The sequence below is a fragment of the Streptomyces sp. TN58 genome (assembly GCF_001941845.1).
Classification (GTDB): Bacteria; Actinomycetota; Actinomycetes; order Streptomycetales; family Streptomycetaceae; genus Streptomyces.
The window spans coordinates 4217523-4238150 of the sequence record NZ_CP018870.1; the positions used below are offsets into that span (position 1 = coordinate 4217523).

Consider the following 20628-nt stretch of genomic DNA (forward strand, 5'->3'; position numbering starts at 1 on the left):
TGCCGCGTCGGCGGTGCTCGTGCTTCAGCCGCGCTGGAAGAACTCCACCTCCGCCAGGGCGAGATGGTGCTGCGGTGCCGAACCGGCGGGCTCCTGGAGGGTCAGCCGGACCGTCGCGACATCGCTGATGCCGGTGGGGAAGGTCTGCGGACCCGGCTTGTCGCTGAGGTGGAGCTCCTTGTGGACCGTGGTGCCGTCCCGGTCCGTCACCTCCATGTCGATCCGCAGCGCCCGGCCCTGCCTCGCGTACTCCTCGGGGGCGGGCGAGGCGCCGTTCGTGACGATCACGGCGACCAGGCGGAACGGCTTGCCGAAGGTGTACGTCGCCGAGGCGCCGGGGCCGGGCGCGGCCCAGTAGCGGTTGCTGAGGCCGTCCGTGCTCTGGCCCACGGGGTGCCCGGGGAGTTCGGCGCCGGCCTGGGCCCGGGTCGGGGTGACGGCCTTGGCCTTGCCGAGCTTGTCCAGGGTGTCCTGCACCAGGTGGCGTCCGGCGGGCAACAGCAGGAACCCGGCCGCGCCGAGCGCCAGTACGACTGCCAGCACCACCAGGAAGCGGACCAGGCGGCCGGAGCCGGCGCGGGTGCGGCGGCGCAGTGGCCAGACGGTGCGCCACCACGGCAGGGGTGCCGCGACGGTGGTGGGCGTCAGCGGTGTCGCACAGCGGCGGCAGAAGCGCCGGTCGGGCGGGTTCGGCGTGCCGCAGGCAGGGCAGGGCGCGCCGGTGACGTTGTCGGCGGCGGGGAGGGGACGGACGACGGGGCGCGGCGCGGCGGCCCTGGCGGGCAGCACCGGAGCCGGGGACGCCGCCGCCGGGTGCACGGGCGGCACCGGTCCGCCCCCGCCCGGGGCCTCCGCCGCCGGCCCGGGGGCCACCGGTCCGGTCCCGCCTGCCCGTTCCGGGCTGAGGGACTGATCCGCCGTGGGGGTGTCCGCCGCCGGCCCGGGGGCGGCCGCGGGTGCGGGTGCGGCCCGGTCCGCCGTGCGGGCTTCCGGGGCGGGCGGGCTCGGCCGCCTGAGCACCCGGGACAGCCACCGGTTCGCGGCGGCGGCCGCGGGCGCGCCGGGCTCCGCCCCGGTGCTCGTGGGGGAGTCGGAGGAGCCGTCCGGCTCCGGGACCTCGCCGCCCTGTGCGTCAGCCTCCCGGGCTGCGGGCCGTTGGGGAGTACCACCGTGCGGACCGCCCTGGGCGGCGGCCGCACCGGGCATACCCTGCCGGGGCGCGTCGCCCGAAGGCGTTGCCTCCTGGGCGGTGCCCCGTCGGGCCGTGGCGCCCGGGGCCGTGGCGCCCGGGGCGGCGGCCGCACGGGCGGCCGCGCCAGGCGCGCCCTGCCGGGGCTCGCCGCCCGAAGGCGTTGCCTCCCGGGTGGTGCCCCGTCGGGCCGTCCCGCCCGCCGTGGGGTCTTCCGGGGGCGCCCCGCCCGGAGCCGTGGCCTCATGGGCGGTGGCTTCTCGGGACGTGCCCTCCGAGGCCGTGTCCTGCCGAGGCGTGCCGGTCTGGGGCGCGGCGGCCCAAGAGGTGGCCCTCTCATGGGTGCCCTGGGGGGCGGCCGCCTCGGCGGTGTCTGCCCGGCGCGTTCCGCCCGGGGCGGCGGGTTCGCCGGGTGTTCCGCCCGGAGGCGTCGCTTCCGGGGCCGTTCCCCGTGGAGCGGTTCCGCCTGGCGTGGCGCCCTCCGGGGCCGGCCGTCCCGGCGTGGGGTCTTCCGGGGGCGCACCGCCGGGAGCCGTGCCCCCATGAGCGGTGTCCTCCTGGGCCGTACCGCCCGCGGCCGTGGCTCCATGGGCGGTGGCATCCCGGGACATGCCTTCCCGGGGCGCGCCCTGCCGAGGGGCGCCGGTCCGGTCCGTGCCGGTCAGGGGCGCGTCGGTCCGAGGGGTGGCCCCCAGGTCCCCCCGCGGCGTGGGCTCCTGGCGGGGCACGCCCGGCCGAGGGGCGTCGCCTTCCGGGAGGTCCGGGAGGTCCGGGGCGGTCCGGGGTGCGCGGCGGGCGGGGGAGGACCAGTTGAGGTACGCGCCGCAGTGGGGGCAGAAGTCGTCTGTCGGGGCGGTGGACGCCCCGCAGGAGGGACACGTGCGCATCGCCGTCAGCTCCCTTCGGCCGTGGGCGGCCCGGGCAGGATCTCCACCCGGCACGCCGTGTGGACGGGGCACAGGCTGTGGACGAGGGCGCGGACCCGGTCCGCGTCCACCTCGTACGCGGCGCCCGGGCCGCGCGGCCACACCCGTACGAGGACTTCGCCGGCCGGTGGCGGGGGCGGCTCGGAGCCGGCCGTGCGGGACCAGACGGCCGTGCCGTCGCCGCTGACGTCGGCGGACACGCCGAGGACCAGGCGCAGGGCCTCGACCAGGCCGCGCCGGGTGCCGCGCCACCGGTGGAGTTCCACCGCGCGGGCCACCGCCTCCCGCCGCAGGGCGGTCGGCCAGTCGGGGTCGTCCGCGGCGCCGACCCAGCCGGCCAGCCAGGCCAGGAAGTCGGCCGGGGCGAGCCGGGGGTCGAAGTAGGAGGGCAGGTTGTCGAGGGTCGTGAACACCGGGGCCAGGACGGTGTCCAGGCCGGCCGTGAACCGCTGGGCGAAGTCGTCGTCGGCGTACAGGGCGGGCAGTTGCCCGCCGATGGGGTGCCGGCTGGGCAGGCCGGGTACGGCGGCCCGGCTCATGCGCCCGCCTCCGGCTCCGTCACGACGACCTGGTGCTGGTAGGAGAAGACGAGCGTGCCCGTGCCGATGTCGACGCGGTCGACGGGGGCGCCGCGCCGTCCCGTGATCGGGTCCGCGGCGAACATCCGGATGTCCTCCACGAGGACGTCCCCGATGGCGCGTTGCAGCACGCCGAACACCTCGCCGTACTGCACGGGCCGCCCGAACGGCCAGCCGGTGCCGTCGGGTCCGCCGTGCAGCGGGTTGAGGTGCCGGTACAGCGCGGCGAGTGCCGCGTCGCGGACCCGGTCGGCGTCCGCGGCGGGTGCCGCCAGCCGGGCGACGACGGTGATGCCCTGGTAGACGGGCGGTTCCACGACGAGGTTGGTGCCGATCAGGCGGCGTTCGCCGAGGGTGTCGGTGATCGCGGTGAGGACCTGGTCGGAGGGGATCAGCTGCTCGAAGCGGAGCCGGTCGCCCTCGTCGGCGACGGCGTCCGGCACGACCAGGACCCGTACCGATCCGGCGCCGCGTCCGCCGTCCGTGGCGGGTAGGCAGCGGACGCGGCGTACGGAGGGTGCCGCCCGCCGGGCGAGGATCTCGTAGTCCTCGGCGGTCACGGCGCGTTCCTGCATGCGCAGGGCTTCCGGGGCGCGCAGCTTGGCGTTGTCGACGGTCTCCCCGGCGACGCCGCCGCGGGCCGCCTCACGGTTGGCGACGCGGGCTACGTACGGGACGGAGCTGCGCAGTACGGAGATCGCGCCGCGGGAGACGTTGCCGGCCGGGCCGCCGCCCGTGCGGTAGCGGGTCACGCGGATCCGGGAGCCCTTGGGCGGTACGGCGCCGCAGGCGCGCAGGGTGCCGTCGGCCTCCCGCAGGACGGGCGGGAAGGAGAACTCGCCCGTGGTGGCGTCGACGCGGACGTGCCGGTCGTCGGGTGCGGAGCGGCCGAAGTGCTCGACGACGTCCCAGCGCTGCCAGCCCGCGGGGGAGGACACCTCCACCACCGGGGGTTCCCCGTCGAGCAGTACGGGCGGCCGGCCGAGGCGGAAGCTCTGCCCGGCCACGCCCTCCGACGCGCCGAGCGGTACGTCGGCCACGCGCTCGGCGTGTTCCACGGTCATGGTGCCGCCGACGGTGAAGACGGAGGCCTCGCGGACGGTGGGGGACTCGGAGTAGAAGGGCTGGCCCGGCTCGGGCTCGGTGACCCGGCAGCGCAGCCAGCCGGCGCGGGTTCCGCCGATCACGGACGCGGTGTGTCCGGCGGGCACGTAGACGATGATCTCGCCGGGCCGGTTGAGGCCGCCGGTGCTGTCGGAGTCGGTGGCGCAGCGCTGCCAGCGGCCGCCGTCCCAGGCCTCCCACACCAGCGGGGGCTGGCGCGGGTCGACGCCGACGCCTTCGACGCGGCTGTCCAGGCGTACGGCGACGACGCAGCGCGGCACGGCTGTCGGGAGGCCGAAGAGCAGGGCGTCACCCGGTTCGGGCGTCGCCTGGAAGCACGGTATGTCGCGGCCTTCGGTGAGGGCGCCGGTCCGGTCGGCGGGTTCGCCCGCGCGGGGCGCGGTGACCAGCCTGGTCAGTTCGCTGGGCAGGATCCGCAGGTCGTCGGTGGTGGCGAAGACGACGGCTTCCCCGGTGTCGCCGGCCGAGGTCGTCACTTCGGTCGCCACCTCGGTGCCCGCGGGCAGGGTGACGGTGTCGGGCTGGGGGGCCGACAGCCAGAAGTCGACGTCGGCGGTGGCCGCCGACGGCGGGTACAGCTGGATGCCCAACAGGTCCAGGAAGGCCAGGTAGTTCTTGTCCGGGACCCGGTTGAGCCGGTACAGGAGCTGGTCGACGAGGTAGGCGAAGGTCTCGATGAGGGTGACGCCCGGGTCGGAGACGTTGTGGTCGGTCCACTCGGGCGCGCGCTGCTGCACGTACCGCTTCGCCTCGTCGACGAGCTGCTGGAACCGTCGGTCGTCCAGGTTGGGGGAGGGCAGGGCCATCAGTCCGCGACCATTTCCTCGGTCCCCTCCTCGGAGGGGATCGTGTAGAAGGGGAAGACCAGGTTGCGCCGGTCGTTGGTGGTGCGCACCGTGTAGTGCACGTCGATGTAGAGGGTTCCCGCCTCGACGGCGTCGAAGGCGACGACGACGTCGTCGACGGTGATCCTCGGCTCCCAGCGCTCCAGGGCCTCGCGGACCTGCTGGGCGACGCGGCCGGCGGTGTCGCCGTCGCCGGGGGCGAAGACGTACTCGTGGATGCCGCAGCCGAAGTCGGGCCGCATGGGGCGTTCGCCGGGGGCGGTGCCGAGGACGAGGCGGATGGCCTCCTCCAGTTCGCGTTCGCGGTCGACCATGGCGATCCCGCCGGTGGGTCCTACGCGCAGCGGGAACGCCCAGCCGCGGCCGATGAACCGTTCGCTCATCACATGCCTCCGATCAGGACGTCCATGGCGCCGGTGAGGACCTGTGCGCCGCATGTGGTCTGGTCGCGGGCCCGGGCGGCGGGCAGTCCCCCGATGAGGACCGTGCCGGAGGTGAGGGCGGCCGGGTTGGGGACGATCACGTTGGCCGGGCCGAGGGCCGCGTGCGGCGGTACGACGCACACGTGCAGGCTGCCGACGACCGCGGCGGGCCGGCCGCCGATCAGCACCGTGGCCACCGCCGCGGCGGCGCCGGGCGGCGGGGTGGCGAGCCGGCCACCGTGGTTGGTGGGGTCGCCGGTACGGGCTGCGGCTGGCATCGGGGGCTCCTCGGGGACGGCGGTCGTGGTGCGAAGGGCGGACGGGCAGGGTCAGTTGATGCGGATCAGGCGGGCCTTGAGGACGGCGAGCAGCCCGCCGTCGACGGTGACGTCGGAGGTGCCGGACACCTTCACCGACCGGCCGCCGATGCGGACCCCGGCGGTGCCGTCGATGTCGACCTGCCGGCCGGAGACCTTCACGGTGCCCTTGCGGGCGTCCAGGGTGATGCCGTCCTTGTCCAGGAGGACGGAGGTCAGCGGCCGGCCCCGGCCCGCGTACACGGTGAGCTCGATGCGGTCCCGGCGGTCGTCCATGCGTACTTCGAGGCGCTCGTCCCCGGTCACCAGCCGCAGCCCGGAGGGGCCCGGGGCCGCCGCGTCCAGCAGTTCCACGCGGTGGCCCGAACGGGACACGATCGAGCGGCGGTTGACCTTGCCGCTGGTCTTGTCGACGAGCGGGACGTCGTGTGGTGAGGGCTGGTCCACGCCGTTGTAGAGGCCGCCGATGACGTACGGGCTGTCGAGCAGGCCCTGTTCGAAGCCGACCAGCACCTCGTCGTTGACCTCGGGGCTGACGACACCGCCGCCGCCCTTGCCGCCCCACTGGACGGTACGTACCCAGTCGGTGGTGTAGGTGTCGTCCAGCCAGGGGAACTTCAGGCGGACGGCACCGCGTTGGGAGCCGTTCGGTTCGCGTACGTCCGTCACCACGCCGATCGCGAGGCCCGGGATGCGCCCGCCGCGCGCGGGCACGCCGGCGCCGGCCACCAGGCCCGTCAGGGAGCGGTCCGGACTGGCGCTGACCCACACGGTGGTGCGGAAGCCGCCGTGCGGCTCCAGGACGTGCTGGACGGCGGTCGCCGTGTACCGGCCGGAGAACGCCTGCCCGACGTTGCCGAGGGCGACCGGCTTGCCGGCACGCAGCAGCGGGTTGCCCTCGGCGACCGCCTCCAGCTCGCCGAAGCCGGAGCTGATCTGCGCGGCGGCCGCCTTCGCGACCGCCGTCGTCTCGGCCTGCGTGCGGTAGGGGGTGTCGGTGACGGCCACGGCGGCCGCCCCGAACCGTGCGGCGGTCTGCGGGCCGAGGCCCGGTACCACCGTGTCGCTGACCACGGACGGCTGCTCGGCGACGAGCGGCCGCTTCGTGGTCACGTCCCAGCCGCGTACCTGCACCTTGGAGGCGCCGTCGGCAGCCGTCAGCGCGGCCCGCAGGGCGAGCAGGTTGCGCCCGTACTCCAGGACCATCGGGTCGCGGACCGCCGACGTCGAGGGGGCGGGCGCCCCGGACGCCTGCACGGGCCGGGTGAACTGGAGCAGGCCCTTGTCGTCGACGCGTACGTGTGCGCCGCTCTCGCCGGCGAGGTACTGCAGGAAGTCCCAGTCGGAGACGTTCGCCTGGGACAGCTGCTTGTAGGTGACCGGCGCGGCCTCCACCTTCCCGACGGCGAGGCCGGCGCCGGCGGCCACCTTGCGGACGATGGCGGCGGCCGTCATGTTCCGGTAGGCCACCACCTTGCGGCCGCGCTGGAGGCGGTGCGCCTTGGAGTAGGCGCGTACGACGGTGAACGAGCCGGTGCGGTCCCGGTCGATCTCCAGAGCAGTGACCTCACCGTTGAACAGCCGCTCCCGGGACTGTCCCTTCACGGTGGCCACCGACACCCGCAGCGGGGTGCCGATGGTGACGCCGGTGGCGCGCAGGAACTCGTGGTCGGGGTCGCGGTAGGTGAGCACCGCGGTGTCGGGCAGGCCCACGTTCTCGTCGACCACGCAACTGACCAGCTGTGCCGCCCAGATCTGCGGCAGTTCGCCGGGGGCTTCCACGATGGGGTCGGCCGCGAAGGACCGCCCGCCGGGCTCGGACCCGCTCACCGCTGTTCCTCCTCGCCGTACTGGTCCCGTACACCCGGTACGACGATCTCGCTGCCGGGGACCAGGGCCATCGGGTCGTCCATGCCGTTGGCCTCGGCGATGACCCGCCAGGCCGTCGCGTCGCCGTACTCGCGCCAGGCCAGCATGGCCAGGCTGTCGCCCGCCACCACGGTGTGCGTGCTGCGGGCGGTGCGTGAGCCGGAGGTCGGGTTCTGGCCGGGCGGGTCGACGCTCGCCTCCTCGATGGACAGCGAGCAGGTGGCCCGCAGCGGCTTGCCGTCCACGTCGAAGAGCGTGTACGACACCGACAGGTTCGACAGGACCCCGTCGAAGGAGGTCGTGCGCGCGCTGCCCCACTCGAAGCGCACCCAGGGGCTCGCCGGCTTCTTGCGGCCGAGGCTGGCCGGGGTCGGCACGCACGCCTTCATCAGCTTCTCCACGGCCTGTTCCACCGAGTTGTCGTGGGTGGCGGTGGCGTCGAGGAACACCTCCAGGCTCAGCGTGCGCGGGCCGCTGCCCACGAACTCGGGCAGCGCCGACTGGCCTGCCATCCGGGACGGGGAGCGCCGCCATTCGGTGGTCTTGCCCAGTTGCAGCGTCGACGGGTTGAACTGCAGGTCGAGCCGGGCGATCGTGCCGCCCGGCTTGGCGCCGACCGAGGCCGGGGGCTCCTTGAGGGTGAGCTGGGCCCGGGCGCGGCTGGCGCGTGATGCCGAGGAGGCCATGCCGTGTCCTTCCTTCCGGGGCGGCGGCGAACGGTACGAGGGGAGGGGGCGGGGGAGAGGGGGCCCGGCGGTCAGGAGCCGGAGGTCGGGAGCCGGGGGTCGGGAACCGGGGTCAGGAGGGCAGCAGGCCCGCGTGGGCGATCTCCAGGGTCTCCACGGCCGCCGCGGAGTTGGCGGGGTCGAAGGACGGCCCCTGCCAGCGCACCGGGACGATCCCGAAGACCTGCCAGCTGATGATCCGGCTGAGGTCGGGCCGTAGCGCCACGATCTCGCCGTCCTTCGGCTCGACCCGTCGCAGCGTCTCGTCCAGCCAGCGGCCGATCTTCGCCGTGTCGGCGGTGACGGGCCGGGTGAGGGTGATGTTCGACCAGGTCACGCGGCCGGGCAGCTGCCACGTGAAGCCGTTGTTGCCGCCCTCGGCATAGCTCTCCATCTCGACCTCGGCGCCCATCCCCGAACAGGTGTGGAAGGCGCCCAGGTCGTCGCCGCCGATCGCCAGCCGGAAGAACACGCTGGTCGCGAAGATGTTGTCCGTCATCGGTCCGTCGTCCGTTTCTCGTTCGTACGTGGTCTCAGCGGCGGCCGTCGAAGGGCCTGCCCGCGCGTTCCCGGCCGCGCCGCAGCTCGGTGCGCAGGAGGCGGGCGACCGGGTCCAGCAGACGGCGCGCCAGGTCGTCCAGGTCGAGGTCGGCGCCGCCGGACGCGGCCGCGTCGCGCGCACCGTCCGGCCGGCCGGCCGTGGTCCCGCCGGGGTGGGCGCGGGCCGGGCCGAGCGGGCCGGAGCCGGTCCGGCCGCCACCCGTGTCCCGCTGCACCGGGGGCGGCGGGGCGGTCGGAGGCAGGGGTACGGGGACGGGTGCCTGCGGGGAGGCGGCCGGGGCCGAGGACCGGGGCCGTACGACGGGCACGGATCCGGCGACCGGAGCGGCGGGCGCCGGCTGGACCACCAGCGGGGACGTGTACGGACCGGTCACCGGCAGGGGGGTTGCGGTGGCGCGGGCCGCGGCGGCGGGCGCCGGCCGTACGGCGTGCGCGGCGTGCACGGCGTGGGCGGGACGGGGGCCGGGGCCCGGCGCGGGGGTGCGGGCGGCGGGTGCCGAGGCCCGCTGTACCGGCTGCTGCGGTGCCGCGGCGGACGCGGCGGACGCGGCGGACGGGGCGGACGGGGTGGCCCAGCGCGCCGGGACCACGGGGCGGCTCGCCGGACGGGGTGCGGCGGCGGGTGCGCTCCCCATGCCGGCCGCGTCCTGGGTGCCGAGGGTGAGAGGGCGCGCCGCCAGCAGCTGGAGGGACGCGGGCGCCCCACGGGCCGCGCCCGCCCCGGCGACGGCGCGGGCGGCGACGAGCGGGACCGGACCGGAACGCCGCGGAGAGGCGGTGGCCCGCTGCACGGGCGGCCGCGCCCCGGCAGGCCCCTTGGCGGCCGACGGCGCGGTGGGCGCGGCGGGTACGGCGGCACGCGCGGGCATCGACGGCAGGGGCGCCCCGAGTCCGCTGCGCACGCGCGGCCCGCTCGGCGGGTTCGCCGGTACGGCGGTGGGCGGGAGCTGGGTGAGGGGTTCGCCGAGGGGCGCGCGGGTGCGCATCCGCTGGGCGGGCGCCGCTGCTGCCGGGGCGCTGCTCGGGGCGGGGTCCGCCGGGCGTTGGGCGGTGGGCAGGGCGGCCGGGGCCGGTGTCGCCGCCGGGGCGGGAGTCACCGGTGCGGCGGTGGGAGGGAGTTGGGTGAGGGGTTCGCCGAGGGGTGCGCGGGTGCGCATCCGCTGGGCGGCTGCCGGTGCCGGCGGGGTTTCGGTGTGCGGCGCGGGGGTGCGCTGTGCCGGCGACCCCGGAGTCGGCGCGGTGGCCGCGGGTTCCGTGTGCCGCTGCACGTGCGGCAGGGCCGGGGCCGGGGCGGGAGTCACCGGTGCGGCGGTGGGAGGGAGTTGGGTGAGGGGTTCGCCGAGGGGTGCGCGGGTGCGCATCCGCTGGGCGGCTGCCGGTGCCGGCGGGGTTTCGGTGTGCGGCGCGGGGGTGCGCTGTGCCGGGGACCCCGGAGTGGGCGCGGTGGCCGCGGGTTCCGTGTGCCGCTGCACCTGCGGCAGGGCCGGCGCCGGGGTGGCCGCCGGGGCGCTCGCGGTGGGGTCCGCCTGGCGCTGCACGGTCGGCAGGGCCGGGGCCGGGGTGGCCGCGGTGGGGGTCGGCGGAGTGACTGCCGACGGGGTGCGGTCGTGCGGCGTGGGCGGAGCTTCGCCGAGGGGAGCGCGGGTCCGCATCCGCTGCGCGGGCGGCTCGGCAGGAGCCGGGCTCGGCGGCGCGGTGAGCGGCGAGCCGGTGCGCTGGAGCGGCGCGTCCGCGGCGGCCGGGGCCGCCCCTGAGGGTTCCGCCTGCCGCTGCACCGTGGGCATGGCCGGTGCCGGAGGCGTCGCGACAGGGCTCGACGGCGGTTCGGCGGGCGGGAGTTCGGGCAGCGGGCTGCCGAGCGGGGCCCGGGTCCGGGCGCGCTGCACGGACGCGTCCGGGAGGACGGTGTCAGGGGCGGCGCTGGGGGCGGTGCCCGGCGTGGCGGAGGGGCGTACGGCGGGCACGTGGCGCCGGGGCGCGGCGGGGACCCGCGCGGTGGTGAGTGTCCGGCCGACCGGGCGCGGCCGGACCGTCGTGGCCGCGCCCTCGCCCGTACGCCCGGCCTGTGCCTGCGTACGGGCGGCAGTGCGCTGGACCGGTGCGCCGGCCGGGCCCTCGGCGGATGCCCCGGGGACCACCGCGATACGGCGGACCACGGGGAAGGACGCGGGCGTGGGCGCGGTGCGGCCGGTCTGGGCAGAGGGGGCTGTGGCCCGCTGTACGGCGGGTGCGGACGCCCCGAGCGCGGCCGCGGAGCGGGTGGCCGCGAGGTCCCGCGTACCGGACGCTGCCGACGGCCGACCCGGCGCCGCGGCGCCGCGAGCCACGGACGCGGCGGTGCCGGATGTGGACGGGGTCTCCGGATCCGGCGACGTTACGGGCCGGCCCGGGCGTGACGCGGGCGGGCCGGCGTCGGGGCGGGCGACGGCGCGCGAGACGACGGGACCCGGTGCGCCGCTGTTCGCGTCGTGGCCCGCGGCCGGGGTCGGCCGTACGGCGTCCGGGGCGGACGCCGGCGGGCTCGGCGAGGCCGCGCCGGGGCGCGTACGGCGCGAGATGTGCGGCGGGTGCTGGGCGTGCCGCGTGTCGCGTGCCGGTGCCGGCCCGTGCCCGGCCCCGGGCTCCGGTTCCGCGCCGGGCGCGGTGGGCAGCGCCCGCAGCAGCAGCGGGCCGCCGCCGCTGTGGGTGGGGCGGGCGGTGGCGGGGCCGGCGACCCCGCGGACGAGACCGGCCGGGGCGGACGGCAGCAGGCCGTGGCCGAGCCCGGTGTCGAACGACGGGTCGCGCCACGCGGCCAGGCCGGATCGGAAGGCGAGCCCGTCGCTGACGCCGGCGGCCGACCGCGAGACGGTCAGCGCGGGTGGCGCGGTCATCCGCCAGCCGCCGTCCCAGTCACCGGGTACGGCGGCCGGCACACCGGCGCCGGCGGCCCCGCCGGCGTCCGGGGCCGTCACCGCGGCCGCCGACGCCCCGGGGTCCGGCACGGCGGCGCGCCGGCGCAGCCTGTCCCGCCATGCCATCTGCTCAACCGCCTTCGTTCACACGGGTGTTGATACGAGCTATCTCGGTGACCCAGTCCTGCCGCTCGCCGTGGGTCAGGTCGAGGATCTCGTCGCGCCGCCAGTGGAAGTGGTAGGCGATGTACGCGATCTCCTCCCGGAGCCGGGGGAGCGCGTACGTCACGATTCCCCCAGGCGCCCACCGGAGAGGTCGACCTCGAAGCCGCCGTCGCAGTGCGGGCAGGTGACCGCCGCGCGGGTGTGGCCCTCGCTGTTGACCCGCCGGTAGAAGTCCTGGAGGAACGCCACGTCGGTCGCGTACATCCGCTCGACGATCCCGGCGTGCACGTCGGTGACGGTGCCGAGCCGGGTGATCACCTGGCTCAGCAGCACCACGCTCAGGTACGCCGGGTTCTCCTTGACCCGCAGGTCGATCTGCGGGCGGAGCTCGTCGCGCGCGGTGGCCAGGCGCATCGCGCCGTGCCGGTGCACCGTGCCCGCGTCGTCCACGTAGCCGCGCGGCAGCTCGAACTCGAACTCCGTGCGCAGCCCGTGGTCCTCACGGGGGGCCGGAGCGGCGGCGGCCGGGGGAACCGCCGCCTGCTCCGGGGTCTGGGCGGGCGCCGTGACCTGGAGGATCTCCTCCAGGCTGCCCGCGGTCACGGTACGGCGCCTCATTCGACGATGATCTCCTCGAACACGATGGTCACGGACTCGGTGGCCGCGGCGGACTCGCCGGCCTTGAGGGAGGGGCCCTCCCACTTGGAGGCCCAGCCCTGCATCAGCTGGATGCGGCGGATGGTCGCGCCCGTGGAGTCCTTGATCTCGATCGTGAGGTTCTGCCGTGCGGTGTCGACGGCGCCGTTGTTGAGGGTTTCCTTGATCCACTTGGTGAACTCGCTGCTCTTGTCGAGTCCCCGGGTGATCGTGACCTCGCCCGCCTGGCGTGCGCCGGGCTGCTTGCGGATGATCTGCTTGCCCTCCGCGCTGACCTGGCGGACCTCGACGACCTCTTCCTCGACGGTCAGGCCGCTGATCTCCTGGATCGACTCGACCAGGTAGCCGCCGAGCTGCACGCCGAAGATATGGGTGGAAAGAGCATCGCCCTCTGCCATGACTGTTCTTCACCTTTCCTTGCTGCTGCGCTGCTTCTGGTCCGGCCGGCGCCGGCGCCCGTGCCCGTCTCCGTGTCCCGGACGGTCACTCGTCGACGAGGCTGGTGCTGTCGGAGAACTGCGCCAGCCGGAACACCACGAACTCGGCCGGCTTGACGGGCGACACGCCGATCTCGCAGACGACCCGGCCCTGGTCGATCGACTCCTGCGGGTTGTTGTCGCGGTCGCACTTGACGTAGAACGCCTCCGCCGCCGTCCGGCCGAACAGGGCGCCACGGCGCCACTCCTCCGTCAGGAACGCGGTGACGTTGCGCCGGATGCTGGACCAGAGCCGGTCGTCGTTCGGCTCGAAGACCACCCACTGGGTGCCCAGGAGGATGGACTCCTCCAGGTAGTTGAAGAGGCGGCGCACGTTCAGGTAGCGCCACGCCGGGTCGGAGGAGAGGGTGCGCGCGCCCCAGATCCGGATGCCGCGGCCGGGGAAGGCCCGTACGCAGTTCACACCGATCGGGTTGAGCAGGTCCTGCTCGCCCTTGCTCAGCCGCAGCTCCAGGTCCACCGCGCCGCGGATCACCTCGTTGGCGGGAGCCTTGTGCACACCGCGCTCGGCGTCGCTGCGCGCCCACACGCCGGCGATGTGGCCGCTCGGCGGGACGGTCGTGTTGCGGCCGGCGGCCGGGTCGAAGACCCGCACCCACGGGTAGTAGAGGGTGGCGTAGCGGGAGTCGTAGCCCGCCTCGTCGTTGCGCCAGGTCCGCACCTGCTGGGCGGTCAGGCCCGGCGGGGTGTCGAGGACGGCCACCCGGTCGCCCATCTGCTCGCAGTGGGAGATCACGGCGAGCTGTACGGTGCGCACGCCCTCGGAGTCGATGTCGCCGCGCTCGTAGGCGCTCATCAGGTCGGGAACCGCGACCATGGTGATCTCGTCGATGGTCTCCAGGCCGGCGAAGCCGGTCCGGGCGCCCGCGTCGCCGACGTACTCGGCCGGGTCCAGCCGGGACACGGCCGTACCGCCGGTCGCGGCGGGTACGGCGGGCAGGGCGTCGGGCACGGCCAGGCTCTGGACGGCCGGCCGGGTCTGGGCGGCGGACCGCTGCTCCGTGACCTCGATCAGCTTGGAGGCGCGGGCCTGGGTGACGAGGTAGCCCTTGACGTTCTTGCGGGCGGAGGCCTCGAAGGTCTCCGCGACCTGCTCGCCCTGGCGGACCAGGAGCTTGAAGCGGTCCTCCGGCGGGTTCTCCCCGTCCGCGTCGGCGATCTCCACGGACACGCCGGTGACGCCCGGACGCGCCGTGATCAGGAAGCCCCCGAGCTCGACGGGCTCCGCCGCGCGGGGCGGGGGGACCGCGCCCGCGGCGGCCGGCCCGGCGGAGGCGCCGGCGCGGTCGGATCCGCCGACGCGGACGACGTACGCGGCGCCACCGCCGTTGGCGAAGTAGCCGTAGACGGCGTGGGGCAGGTAGGCGCCCTCGGTGAAGCCGCCGAAGTGCTGCGAGTACTGGTCCCAGCTGGTGACCAGCGTCGGTTCGTGGAAGGGCCCGCTCTGGGCGAACCCGACGAACGCGGCGACGGCGGTGCCGACCCCTTCGATCGGGCGAGCACCGGACTGCACCTCCTCCACGTACACGCCCGGGGTGAGGTACGTCGGCATGCTCGCTCCTTCGTCACGGCTGACAATCAGGTCCGGTCACAGCCTCGTGCGCGGGCGACGCCGCCGGCAGGGGCGTGCGGACCTGGTCAGGGGCAAGTGCGCTGCCCTCGTGGTCGTTCCGGCCGGGCCGGCCAGGCAGCGCCCCCACCCCCCGCGCACCCCGTCCGATGGCCGCCGGCACGCCCCGGCATGCCCCGGGCGGGGCTCACACGTCCGTGACCTGGCCCAGGTACGGTCCGAACTCGCCCTCCAGGACCAGGCGGCCGAGCTTGCGGTACTCCTGGGCGACGGCGGTCACCACCTGGCGCATGGTCAGGGGCCCGTCCGACGCGGCCGCGAAGTAGGCGGCCGTCACCGCGCAGGACCGGATCGAGCCGCCGGCCAGATCGAACCGGGTGGCGCAGAAGCCGAGATCGACGTCGTCGGCCCGGGGCAGCCGGTCGCCCAGGCAGCGTTCCCACAGGGCCCGGCGCTGGGCGGCGTCCGGCACCGGGAAATCGGCGATCACGTCGAGGCGGCGGGTGAACGCCTCGTCGAGGTTGGCCCGCAGGTTGGTGGTCAGGACGGCGATGCCGTCGAAGGACTCCATCCGCTGGAGCAGGTAGGCCGACTCCATGTTGGCGTGCTTGTCGTGGGAGTCCTTCACGTCCGAGCGCTTGCCGAAGATCGCGTCGGCCTCGTCGAAGAGCAGCACCGCGTTGACCGCCGAGGCCTCCGTGAAGATCCGTTCGAGGTTCTTCTCGGTCTCGCCGACGTACTTGTCGACGACCGTGGACAGGTCCACCACGTACAGGTCCATGCCCAGGTCGGCGGCCACCACCTCGGCGGACATGGTCTTGCCGGTGCCGGAGGAGCCCGCGAACAGGGCGATCACCCCGCGGCCCCGGCCGCCGCCGGGGCGCATGCCCCACCGGCCGAGGACCTGGTCGCGGTGGCGTGCGCGCACCGCGAGCTCGCGCAGCCTGCGGTGGGTGGGAGCGGGCAGCACCAGGTCGTCCCAGCCGACGGCGGGCTCCACCCGGCGGGCGAGGCGGGCCAGGCCCGCGCCGTTCTGCGCCCGTACGGCGGCGCGCAGGTCCGCGGGGGAGACGGGCCGGCCGTCGAGCGCGGCGGTGCGCGACGCCGTGTCGGCGGCGCGTCGCAGCTGCCCGGCGTCGAGGCGGTGTGCGGACACCGACCGGGCGAGCATGTCCGCCCCGCCTCCCTCTCCGTGGTTCCCGTGCTCGGCGGCGGCCCGTTCCAGTGCGTGCCGCCAGCGCACGGCCTGCCGGTCGGGGGAGGGGGCGGCCACCGTCAGGGAGACGGGGGTGGCGGGTGCCCAGGCCGGCTCCCAGCCGCTCGCGCCGTGCGTGAACAGGGGGATGCCGCTCAGTGCCGTGCACAGTGTGCGCAGTACGTGCGCCCGTTCACCGGGATGGTCGGGCAGCTCCTCCAGCGGCCCGAGCAGCACACCGGCGCCCAGCAGCCGCGCCTCGCGGGCCGCGGCGCGGGCGAGTGCGGGCAGGGCGCGGGCGTGGCGGGTCAGCGCCGACGGGTCCAGGACCAGGGGGTGCAGCCCGCGGGCCCGCAGTGCGGCGGCGGCCAGCCCCTCGGGGTCGCCGCCACGGGCGCGCAGGTGGACGTGGCCGGTGCCGCCGGCGGCCGCGGCGGCGGCCCGGTGCAGTTCCTCGGGGTCGACAGCCGGGTCGTCGGCGGCCTCGCCGAGCACCTCGGCCAGCTGGGGATCGGGCGCGCGGTCGCCGAGCAGGTGGGCGGTGACCCGGTCCGGTACGGCCAGCACCCGCGACAGGGGCGGCCGTTCGGGTTCGGTGACCTCCAGCAGGCCGCCCGCGACGAGCGGTGCGCCGGGCGCGAGCCGGAACCGTGCGGCGGGCGCCTGGCCGAGGCCGCACAGTTCCAGGGCGAGCCCGACGGTGGGCCGGCGGCGCGTCAGGTCGTCGTTGAGGTAGCCGTAGAGCCGTTCGAACCGGGCGTCCAGGTCCGGGGCGAGCGCCACCAGCAGCAGGTCCACGTCCGGCGGCTCCAGGCCGAAGCGCGTGGCGAGCACGTCGAGCGGTGAACCGGGCGGCGGCGGGCCGGCCGCGGCGAGCGCGGGCAGGTCGGCGGCCGGTTCCCCGTCCAGGAGCCGGTCGACCGCCTCGGGCGTGAGGTACTGGCCGCGGTAGGGGTCGTCCGGGTCGGGGTCGGCGGCGCGCCGCAGCCGCACGGCCAGCCGGACCCGTTCCTCGACGAGGCGGAGCCGCGTCCACAGGTAGGGGAGTTCGCCGTCGGCGGTCCCGTCCCGGTCCGGGCCGGCGGCCTGCTCCGGGGCCGGGGGGTGCAGGGTGTGCGTCACGGCTGGCGTTCTCCTCGTCGCCGGCGGGCGGGGGCACCGGGCCGTTCCCGGGACCCGCCGAAGCCTTCCGGCCCGGTCGCGCCGAGCTCGACGTAGCGCAGCCGGCGCGGACTCCCGCCGGCGTCCCCGTCCGGCTGGGCCTGCGGTACGGAGTCCACCACCAGGCCCTGGGTGACCGGCTGGGCGGTGACCCTGTCGATGCCGGCCAGCGGTGCCTTCACGCGCAGCCCGAGGGACGGCTTGAGTTCGCCGCCGAGCGCCGACCACACGTCGGAGGCGGCCGGCGCGTCCATCCCGGTGCCGCCCGCGTCGACGTCCACGAGCAGGCCGAGGTCGGCGAGGGTGCCGGTGAGCAGGCGCGGCGGCAGCGTGTCGGTGCTCACCAGGCAGGCGAGGACCTGCGACAGCAGCCGGTGCTCGTCCTGCGGCCGTCCCGCCCAGGCGGTGACCAGGTACGTCAGCTCGAACCAGCGCGGCGGTGTGCGGCGCGCGACGACGAAGCCGTCGGCGTCGTACACCACGCCCGTGCCGCTGCCGCGCCGGGTCGGGTCCTCCCGGATGTCGTACAGGAACACGCAGACGGTGGGGGCGCTGCGGCGGGCCGCCCAGTCCCGGGTCGGCGCGTCGAAGACGACCTCGACGCCCGACGCCTCCAGGCCCGACTCCGCCAGCAGCCGGCGCAGTCCTTCGTCGACCTCGTGGATCACCGGCGGGCCACCTCGTCGGGCGGCTGCACCGTGCCGTTGACCACGAGGAAGTCGGTCTGCACCGGGGAGAAGCCGGGACCGCTCGCGGTGATGACGCGGGGGCCGGTCTGGTCCTTGGCGAGGATCAGCAGCTGGCCGATGAAGGTGCCGTCCGCCTGGGGCACGGTCGGTGCGGCCGCCGCGGTGATGCCCGGCTTCCACGCGAACCGCACCGGCGTGCCGGGCGGGAAGTCCTCGCCGCGTACCGAGGTGACGAAGCCGGGCCTGCCGATCGGCGGGACCGCGACGATACGCGGCTGGAGGATGCGCAGCTGCTGCCGGGCGGTGTTGTCGCCCGGGTCGGCGTCCGTGCCGGTGGTGGTGAGGGTCGCGGTGATCTCGGCGGTGAGCGCCTTGTCGGGGCTGAGGACGACCCGCAGGACGGTGCGGGCGCCCGGCGCCAGATCCGGCAGTGCGCACGTCCAGTTCCGGTCGCAGCCCGGCGGCGGCCCGTCGTGGGGGACGCCGCCGGGCAGGCCGATGCGCAGCCGCAGGCCGGTGGCCAGGGCGCTGCGGCCGTTGGCGACGGTGTACGTGGCGACGACGCGGCCGCCGACGTAGCCGGGGTTGGGCTGCGCGGTGATGCTCACGCCGGGGCCGGCCTCGGGTACGGGCGGCTGCGCGGGCGGGGCCGTCGGGGTCGTCGGGGTGGGCGTCGGCGCGGGGCCGGGCGGGGGCGTCGGCGCCGGGGTGGGCATCGGCGTGGGTGTCGGCTTCGGGGGTACGGGGACCTCCCGCACCGGCACCACCGTCCGGCCGGCGTTGTCGCTGGGGCGGGGGTCGAGGACGGTGCCGGTGACCGACCACTCCACGGGCTGCTCGCCGGGGACGACGCCGGTGAGGGTGGCCGTCACAGGGACGGTGGCGCCGGGGCGGACCACGCCCAGGGTGCAGGTCAGGGCGGCGGCGTCGCAGGCTGCGCCGGGGGCGGTGAGCGCGGTGACGCTCACGCCGAGCGGCGGTGCGACGGTCAGCCGGGTGCCGGGGGACGCCGCCGGGCCGTGGTTGACGACGTCCACCCGGACGGTGGCCGAGCCGCCGACGGTGAGCGGCGGGGCCTTCTCGGGCGCCCGCACCGCGAGGTCCACCGACTGCTGCACGGCGGGCTCCTTCTGACGCCCCGGCAGGCCGGTGACGAGCAGGTTGTGCGCGCCGGTCGCCACGTTGACCAGCTTCAGCTTCTCCGGGCTGTTGACGGCCCGGTCGCCGCGGCCGGTGAGGACGAGGGACTTGCCGTCGGCGGTCCAGGCGGCGTCACGGGGCTGGTAGGGGCCGTTGCCGGTGGTCTCGGGCAGTTCGCGGCCGCAGGCCCCCGGCTTGTCGCGGGCGGCGTCGGGCAGCAGCACCCGGCAGGTGCCGCCCGTCGCGGCGGCCAGCAGGATCCCGCCGCGCTCGTCGACGCGGCCGCCGCCGCTCTTGCGGTTGAAGGCGATGGTGGCGCCGTCCGGGGAGAACGCCGGGCTGTCGTCGATGACGTCGCAGGCGCCGGGGCACATGGTGGCGCTCAGGTCGCGCTGCCGGTCGAGGTGGTCCACGGGCACGGTCCAGACGTGCTTGTTGCCGCCGTGGCCGTTGATCACCAGGTTGCGGGTGAAGGCGAGGGTCGTGCCGTCGGAGGACCACGTGGGCTGGGCGTCCCCGCCCCGCGGATGGCCTTCGGGCGGGGTGACCTCGCTGCGGATCGCGCCGGTGGCGGCGTCCGCGATCAGGATGCGGGCGGGGCCCGCGGCCTCGCCGACGCCGCCGGGCGAGGTGCGCGTGAAGGCGAGGTACCGGCCGTCGGGTGAGAACGCGGGGTCGGTGTCCCAGTCGCGGGGGCCGCGGCCGGCGAGCGGCAGGACCGAGGCGTTGGACCCGTCGGCGTCGGCCGTCCAGATCCGCTGGATCCGGGCCCCGGGATCGCCCTCGAAGCGGGTCACCACGATCCGGCGCCCGTCGGGCGTGTAGCTCTGCCGCTCCGTCCACGGGTCGTGCCCGGGCCCGGGCCGGAACAGCGGGTCCCTGGCCGGGTCGGTGTTGGTGTCGGCCTCGGGGTCCTCGTCGAGGATGGTCAAGCCGAGGTCGCGCGGGTCGGAGCCGTCCGTCCGGGCGTCCTGCAGGGTCACGGCGTGCGGGCCGGCCGCCGAAATCCGCTCGACGACGGCGCCGCCGCCGTCGAGGGGGCCGAGCCAGGTGGGCGAGCCGATCTCGCGGTTTTCGCTGTAGACCAGTTTCGGGGTGTCCGCCGAGTGCGCGGCCACCTGGAAGACGTGGTCCCAGTCGCCCTTGCCGTCGCAGGTGCGGTCCGGGCTGAGGAAGAGCAGACCGTTCCCGTCGGGCAGCCAGGCTGCCCCCCGGGTGCGCCAGCCGGCCTGGGCGCCGGCCAGCAGCTCCCCGTCGGCGCGGCCGTTCGTCCAGCGCAGGCGGGGGCCGGAGCCGCCGGTTGCGGTGTAGGCGATCACGTCGCGGTTCGCGGCGTCGTCGACCGGGTTCCACACCGGCTCGGTGGCCCGCCCGTTGGCCGGGTCGGTGAGCCGGGTGGCCGCGCCGCCGCGCAGGGGGCGTACGTAGACCTGCCGGCCGGCGGCCCGGTCGCCGTCGGAGGAGTACGCCAGGCGTCCGCCCTCCGGGGAGACGGTGGGGTGCTCCTCGTTCGCGGGGGTGTCGGTCAGCCGGGTCAGGCCGGTGCCGTCGGTGCGTACGAGCCACAGGTCGCGCTGGACGCCGCCGGTCGCCGCGCGCTGGGCCGAGTCGAAGACGACCGCCCGCCCGTCGGGGGTCAGCCGCGGGTTGGCGGCGTCCATGCCTCTGGTCAGCCGGCGTACCGAGCCGTCGGCGGACCGCAGGTAGACCTGCGGGGCCCGCTCGTCGCGCCGGCTGGCGAAGACGAGCCGGTCGCCCAGCGCGGCGGGCTGGACGTCGAGGTGGACCGGTCCGTCACCGAAGAGCGGGGTACTGGTGTCGGACTTGCCGCTCACCACCCGCCCGAGGCTGCGGTGGCGCGTACCGGCGTACGCGACCCGGCTCTCGCCCGCGTCGGCCGCGCCGGACGCGAGGGGGCGGGCCCCGGCGTCGTCCGGTCCGGCTGCCGCCGTCACCGCGAGCAGGGGCGCCAGCAGCAGCATCGACGCGCCGGCCCTCCCCCAGCGGTGTCGCCGGCGGCCGGACCCATCCGTGCCCCTCACGGCCCACCTCACAGTCCGGTCCCGCGTGCTGCCTGTCACCCCGCCACCCTGCGGGCGGGCG

Annotated in this window: 16 protein-coding genes; all 16 read right to left on the bottom strand. The window is 76.3% G+C overall.

Translation table 11 applies throughout. The features are described from left to right. Window positions 1–24: 24 nt before the first annotated feature. A complete protein-coding gene (locus tag BSL84_RS37040) occupies window positions 25–1206 on the bottom strand; it encodes an NADase-type glycan-binding domain-containing protein (RefSeq protein WP_234363483.1) in 1182 nt (393 codons plus the stop codon). An 875-nt stretch (window positions 1207–2081) separates the two neighbouring features. Then, entirely contained in the window at window positions 2082–2654 is a 573-nt protein-coding gene (locus BSL84_RS19190; protein ID WP_045321416.1) for a phage tail protein, read from the bottom strand. Then, a complete protein-coding gene (locus BSL84_RS19195) occupies window positions 2651–4624 on the bottom strand; it encodes a putative baseplate assembly protein (protein WP_075970814.1) in 1974 nt (657 codons plus the stop codon). The genes BSL84_RS19190 and BSL84_RS19195 overlap by 4 nt, the downstream gene beginning before the upstream one ends. Continuing rightward, complete coding sequence (locus BSL84_RS19200; RefSeq protein WP_030028903.1) at window positions 4624–5046, bottom strand: GPW/gp25 family protein; 423 nt, start codon at window positions 5044–5046, stop codon at window positions 4624–4626. Before BSL84_RS19200 ends, BSL84_RS19195 begins: the two co-directional genes overlap by 1 nt. Further along, on the bottom strand, window positions 5046–5363 hold the full coding sequence (locus tag BSL84_RS19205) for a PAAR domain-containing protein (protein WP_030028902.1): 318 nt from the start codon (window positions 5361–5363) through the stop codon (window positions 5046–5048). Before BSL84_RS19205 ends, BSL84_RS19200 begins: the two co-directional genes overlap by 1 nt. A gap of 51 nt (window positions 5364–5414) precedes the next feature. Continuing rightward, on the bottom strand, window positions 5415–7232 hold the full coding sequence (locus BSL84_RS19210) for a VgrG-related protein (protein ID WP_030028901.1): 1818 nt from the start codon (window positions 7230–7232) through the stop codon (window positions 5415–5417). Continuing rightward, window positions 7229–7957: a LysM peptidoglycan-binding domain-containing protein gene (locus tag BSL84_RS19215; protein WP_030028900.1), complete on the bottom strand. Its 729-nt coding sequence runs from the start codon at window positions 7955–7957 to the stop codon at window positions 7229–7231. The genes BSL84_RS19210 and BSL84_RS19215 overlap by 4 nt, the downstream gene beginning before the upstream one ends. A gap of 112 nt (window positions 7958–8069) precedes the next feature. Beyond that, window positions 8070–8495, bottom strand: a complete 426-nt coding sequence (locus BSL84_RS19220) for a phage tail protein (RefSeq protein ID WP_030028899.1) — start codon at window positions 8493–8495, stop codon at window positions 8070–8072. Window positions 8496–8529: 34 nt separating this feature from the next. Then, the gene (locus BSL84_RS19225; protein WP_075970815.1) at window positions 8530–11577 is read right to left on the bottom strand and encodes a hypothetical protein; all 3048 of its coding nucleotides are present in this window, start codon (window positions 11575–11577) and stop codon (window positions 8530–8532) included. Window positions 11578–11581: 4 nt separating this feature from the next. Further along, window positions 11582–11740 (bottom strand): DUF6760 family protein, encoded by a 159-nt coding sequence (locus BSL84_RS36575; protein ID WP_167344733.1) that lies wholly within the window; start codon window positions 11738–11740, stop codon window positions 11582–11584. Beyond that, the gene (locus BSL84_RS19230; RefSeq protein ID WP_030032001.1) at window positions 11737–12234 is read right to left on the bottom strand and encodes a zinc-ribbon domain-containing protein; all 498 of its coding nucleotides are present in this window, start codon (window positions 12232–12234) and stop codon (window positions 11737–11739) included. Before BSL84_RS19230 ends, BSL84_RS36575 begins: the two co-directional genes overlap by 4 nt. Then, the gene (locus tag BSL84_RS19235) at window positions 12231–12671 is read right to left on the bottom strand and encodes a phage tail protein (protein ID WP_030031999.1); all 441 of its coding nucleotides are present in this window, start codon (window positions 12669–12671) and stop codon (window positions 12231–12233) included. Before BSL84_RS19235 ends, BSL84_RS19230 begins: the two co-directional genes overlap by 4 nt. Before the next feature lie 85 nt (window positions 12672–12756). Next, complete coding sequence (locus BSL84_RS19240; protein ID WP_075970816.1) at window positions 12757–14322, bottom strand: phage tail sheath family protein; 1566 nt, start codon at window positions 14320–14322, stop codon at window positions 12757–12759. A gap of 205 nt (window positions 14323–14527) precedes the next feature. Next, entirely contained in the window at window positions 14528–16657 is a 2130-nt protein-coding gene (locus BSL84_RS19245; protein ID WP_420718785.1) for an AAA family ATPase, read from the bottom strand. Next, complete coding sequence (locus tag BSL84_RS19250; protein WP_030033413.1) at window positions 16654–17364, bottom strand: DUF4255 domain-containing protein; 711 nt, start codon at window positions 17362–17364, stop codon at window positions 16654–16656. The genes BSL84_RS19245 and BSL84_RS19250 overlap by 4 nt, the downstream gene beginning before the upstream one ends. After that, window positions 17361–20507 carry a DUF11 domain-containing protein gene (locus BSL84_RS19255; RefSeq protein ID WP_075970817.1) on the bottom strand — a complete coding sequence of 1049 codons (3147 nt, stop codon included), beginning with the start codon at window positions 20505–20507 and terminating at the stop codon, window positions 17361–17363. Before BSL84_RS19255 ends, BSL84_RS19250 begins: the two co-directional genes overlap by 4 nt. Window positions 20508–20628 lie beyond the last annotated feature (121 nt).

What these genes read in the sequence shown, in the direction of transcription:
- BSL84_RS37040 (WP_234363483.1), bottom strand. Translation starts at nt 1,206, where the DNA reads ATGCCCGGTGCGGCCGCCGCCCAGGGCGGTCCGCACGGTGGTACTCCC.
- BSL84_RS19190 (WP_045321416.1), bottom strand. Translation starts at nt 2,654, where the DNA reads ATGAGCCGGGCCGCCGTACCCGGCCTGCCCAGCCGGCACCCCATCGGC.
- BSL84_RS19195 (WP_075970814.1), bottom strand. Translation starts at nt 4,624, where the DNA reads ATGGCCCTGCCCTCCCCCAACCTGGACGACCGACGGTTCCAGCAGCTC.
- BSL84_RS19200 (WP_030028903.1), bottom strand. Translation starts at nt 5,046, where the DNA reads ATGAGCGAACGGTTCATCGGCCGCGGCTGGGCGTTCCCGCTGCGCGTA.
- BSL84_RS19205 (WP_030028902.1), bottom strand. Translation starts at nt 5,363, where the DNA reads ATGCCAGCCGCAGCCCGTACCGGCGACCCCACCAACCACGGTGGCCGG.
- BSL84_RS19215 (WP_030028900.1), bottom strand. Translation starts at nt 7,957, where the DNA reads ATGGCCTCCTCGGCATCACGCGCCAGCCGCGCCCGGGCCCAGCTCACC.
- BSL84_RS19220 (WP_030028899.1), bottom strand. Translation starts at nt 8,495, where the DNA reads ATGACGGACAACATCTTCGCGACCAGCGTGTTCTTCCGGCTGGCGATC.
- BSL84_RS19225 (WP_075970815.1), bottom strand. Translation starts at nt 11,577, where the DNA reads ATGGCATGGCGGGACAGGCTGCGCCGGCGCGCCGCCGTGCCGGACCCC.
- BSL84_RS19230 (WP_030032001.1), bottom strand. Translation starts at nt 12,234, where the DNA reads ATGAGGCGCCGTACCGTGACCGCGGGCAGCCTGGAGGAGATCCTCCAG.
- BSL84_RS19235 (WP_030031999.1), bottom strand. Translation starts at nt 12,671, where the DNA reads ATGGCAGAGGGCGATGCTCTTTCCACCCATATCTTCGGCGTGCAGCTC.
- BSL84_RS19240 (WP_075970816.1), bottom strand. Translation starts at nt 14,322, where the DNA reads ATGCCGACGTACCTCACCCCGGGCGTGTACGTGGAGGAGGTGCAGTCC.
- BSL84_RS19255 (WP_075970817.1), bottom strand. Translation starts at nt 20,507, where the DNA reads ATGCTGCTGCTGGCGCCCCTGCTCGCGGTGACGGCGGCAGCCGGACCG.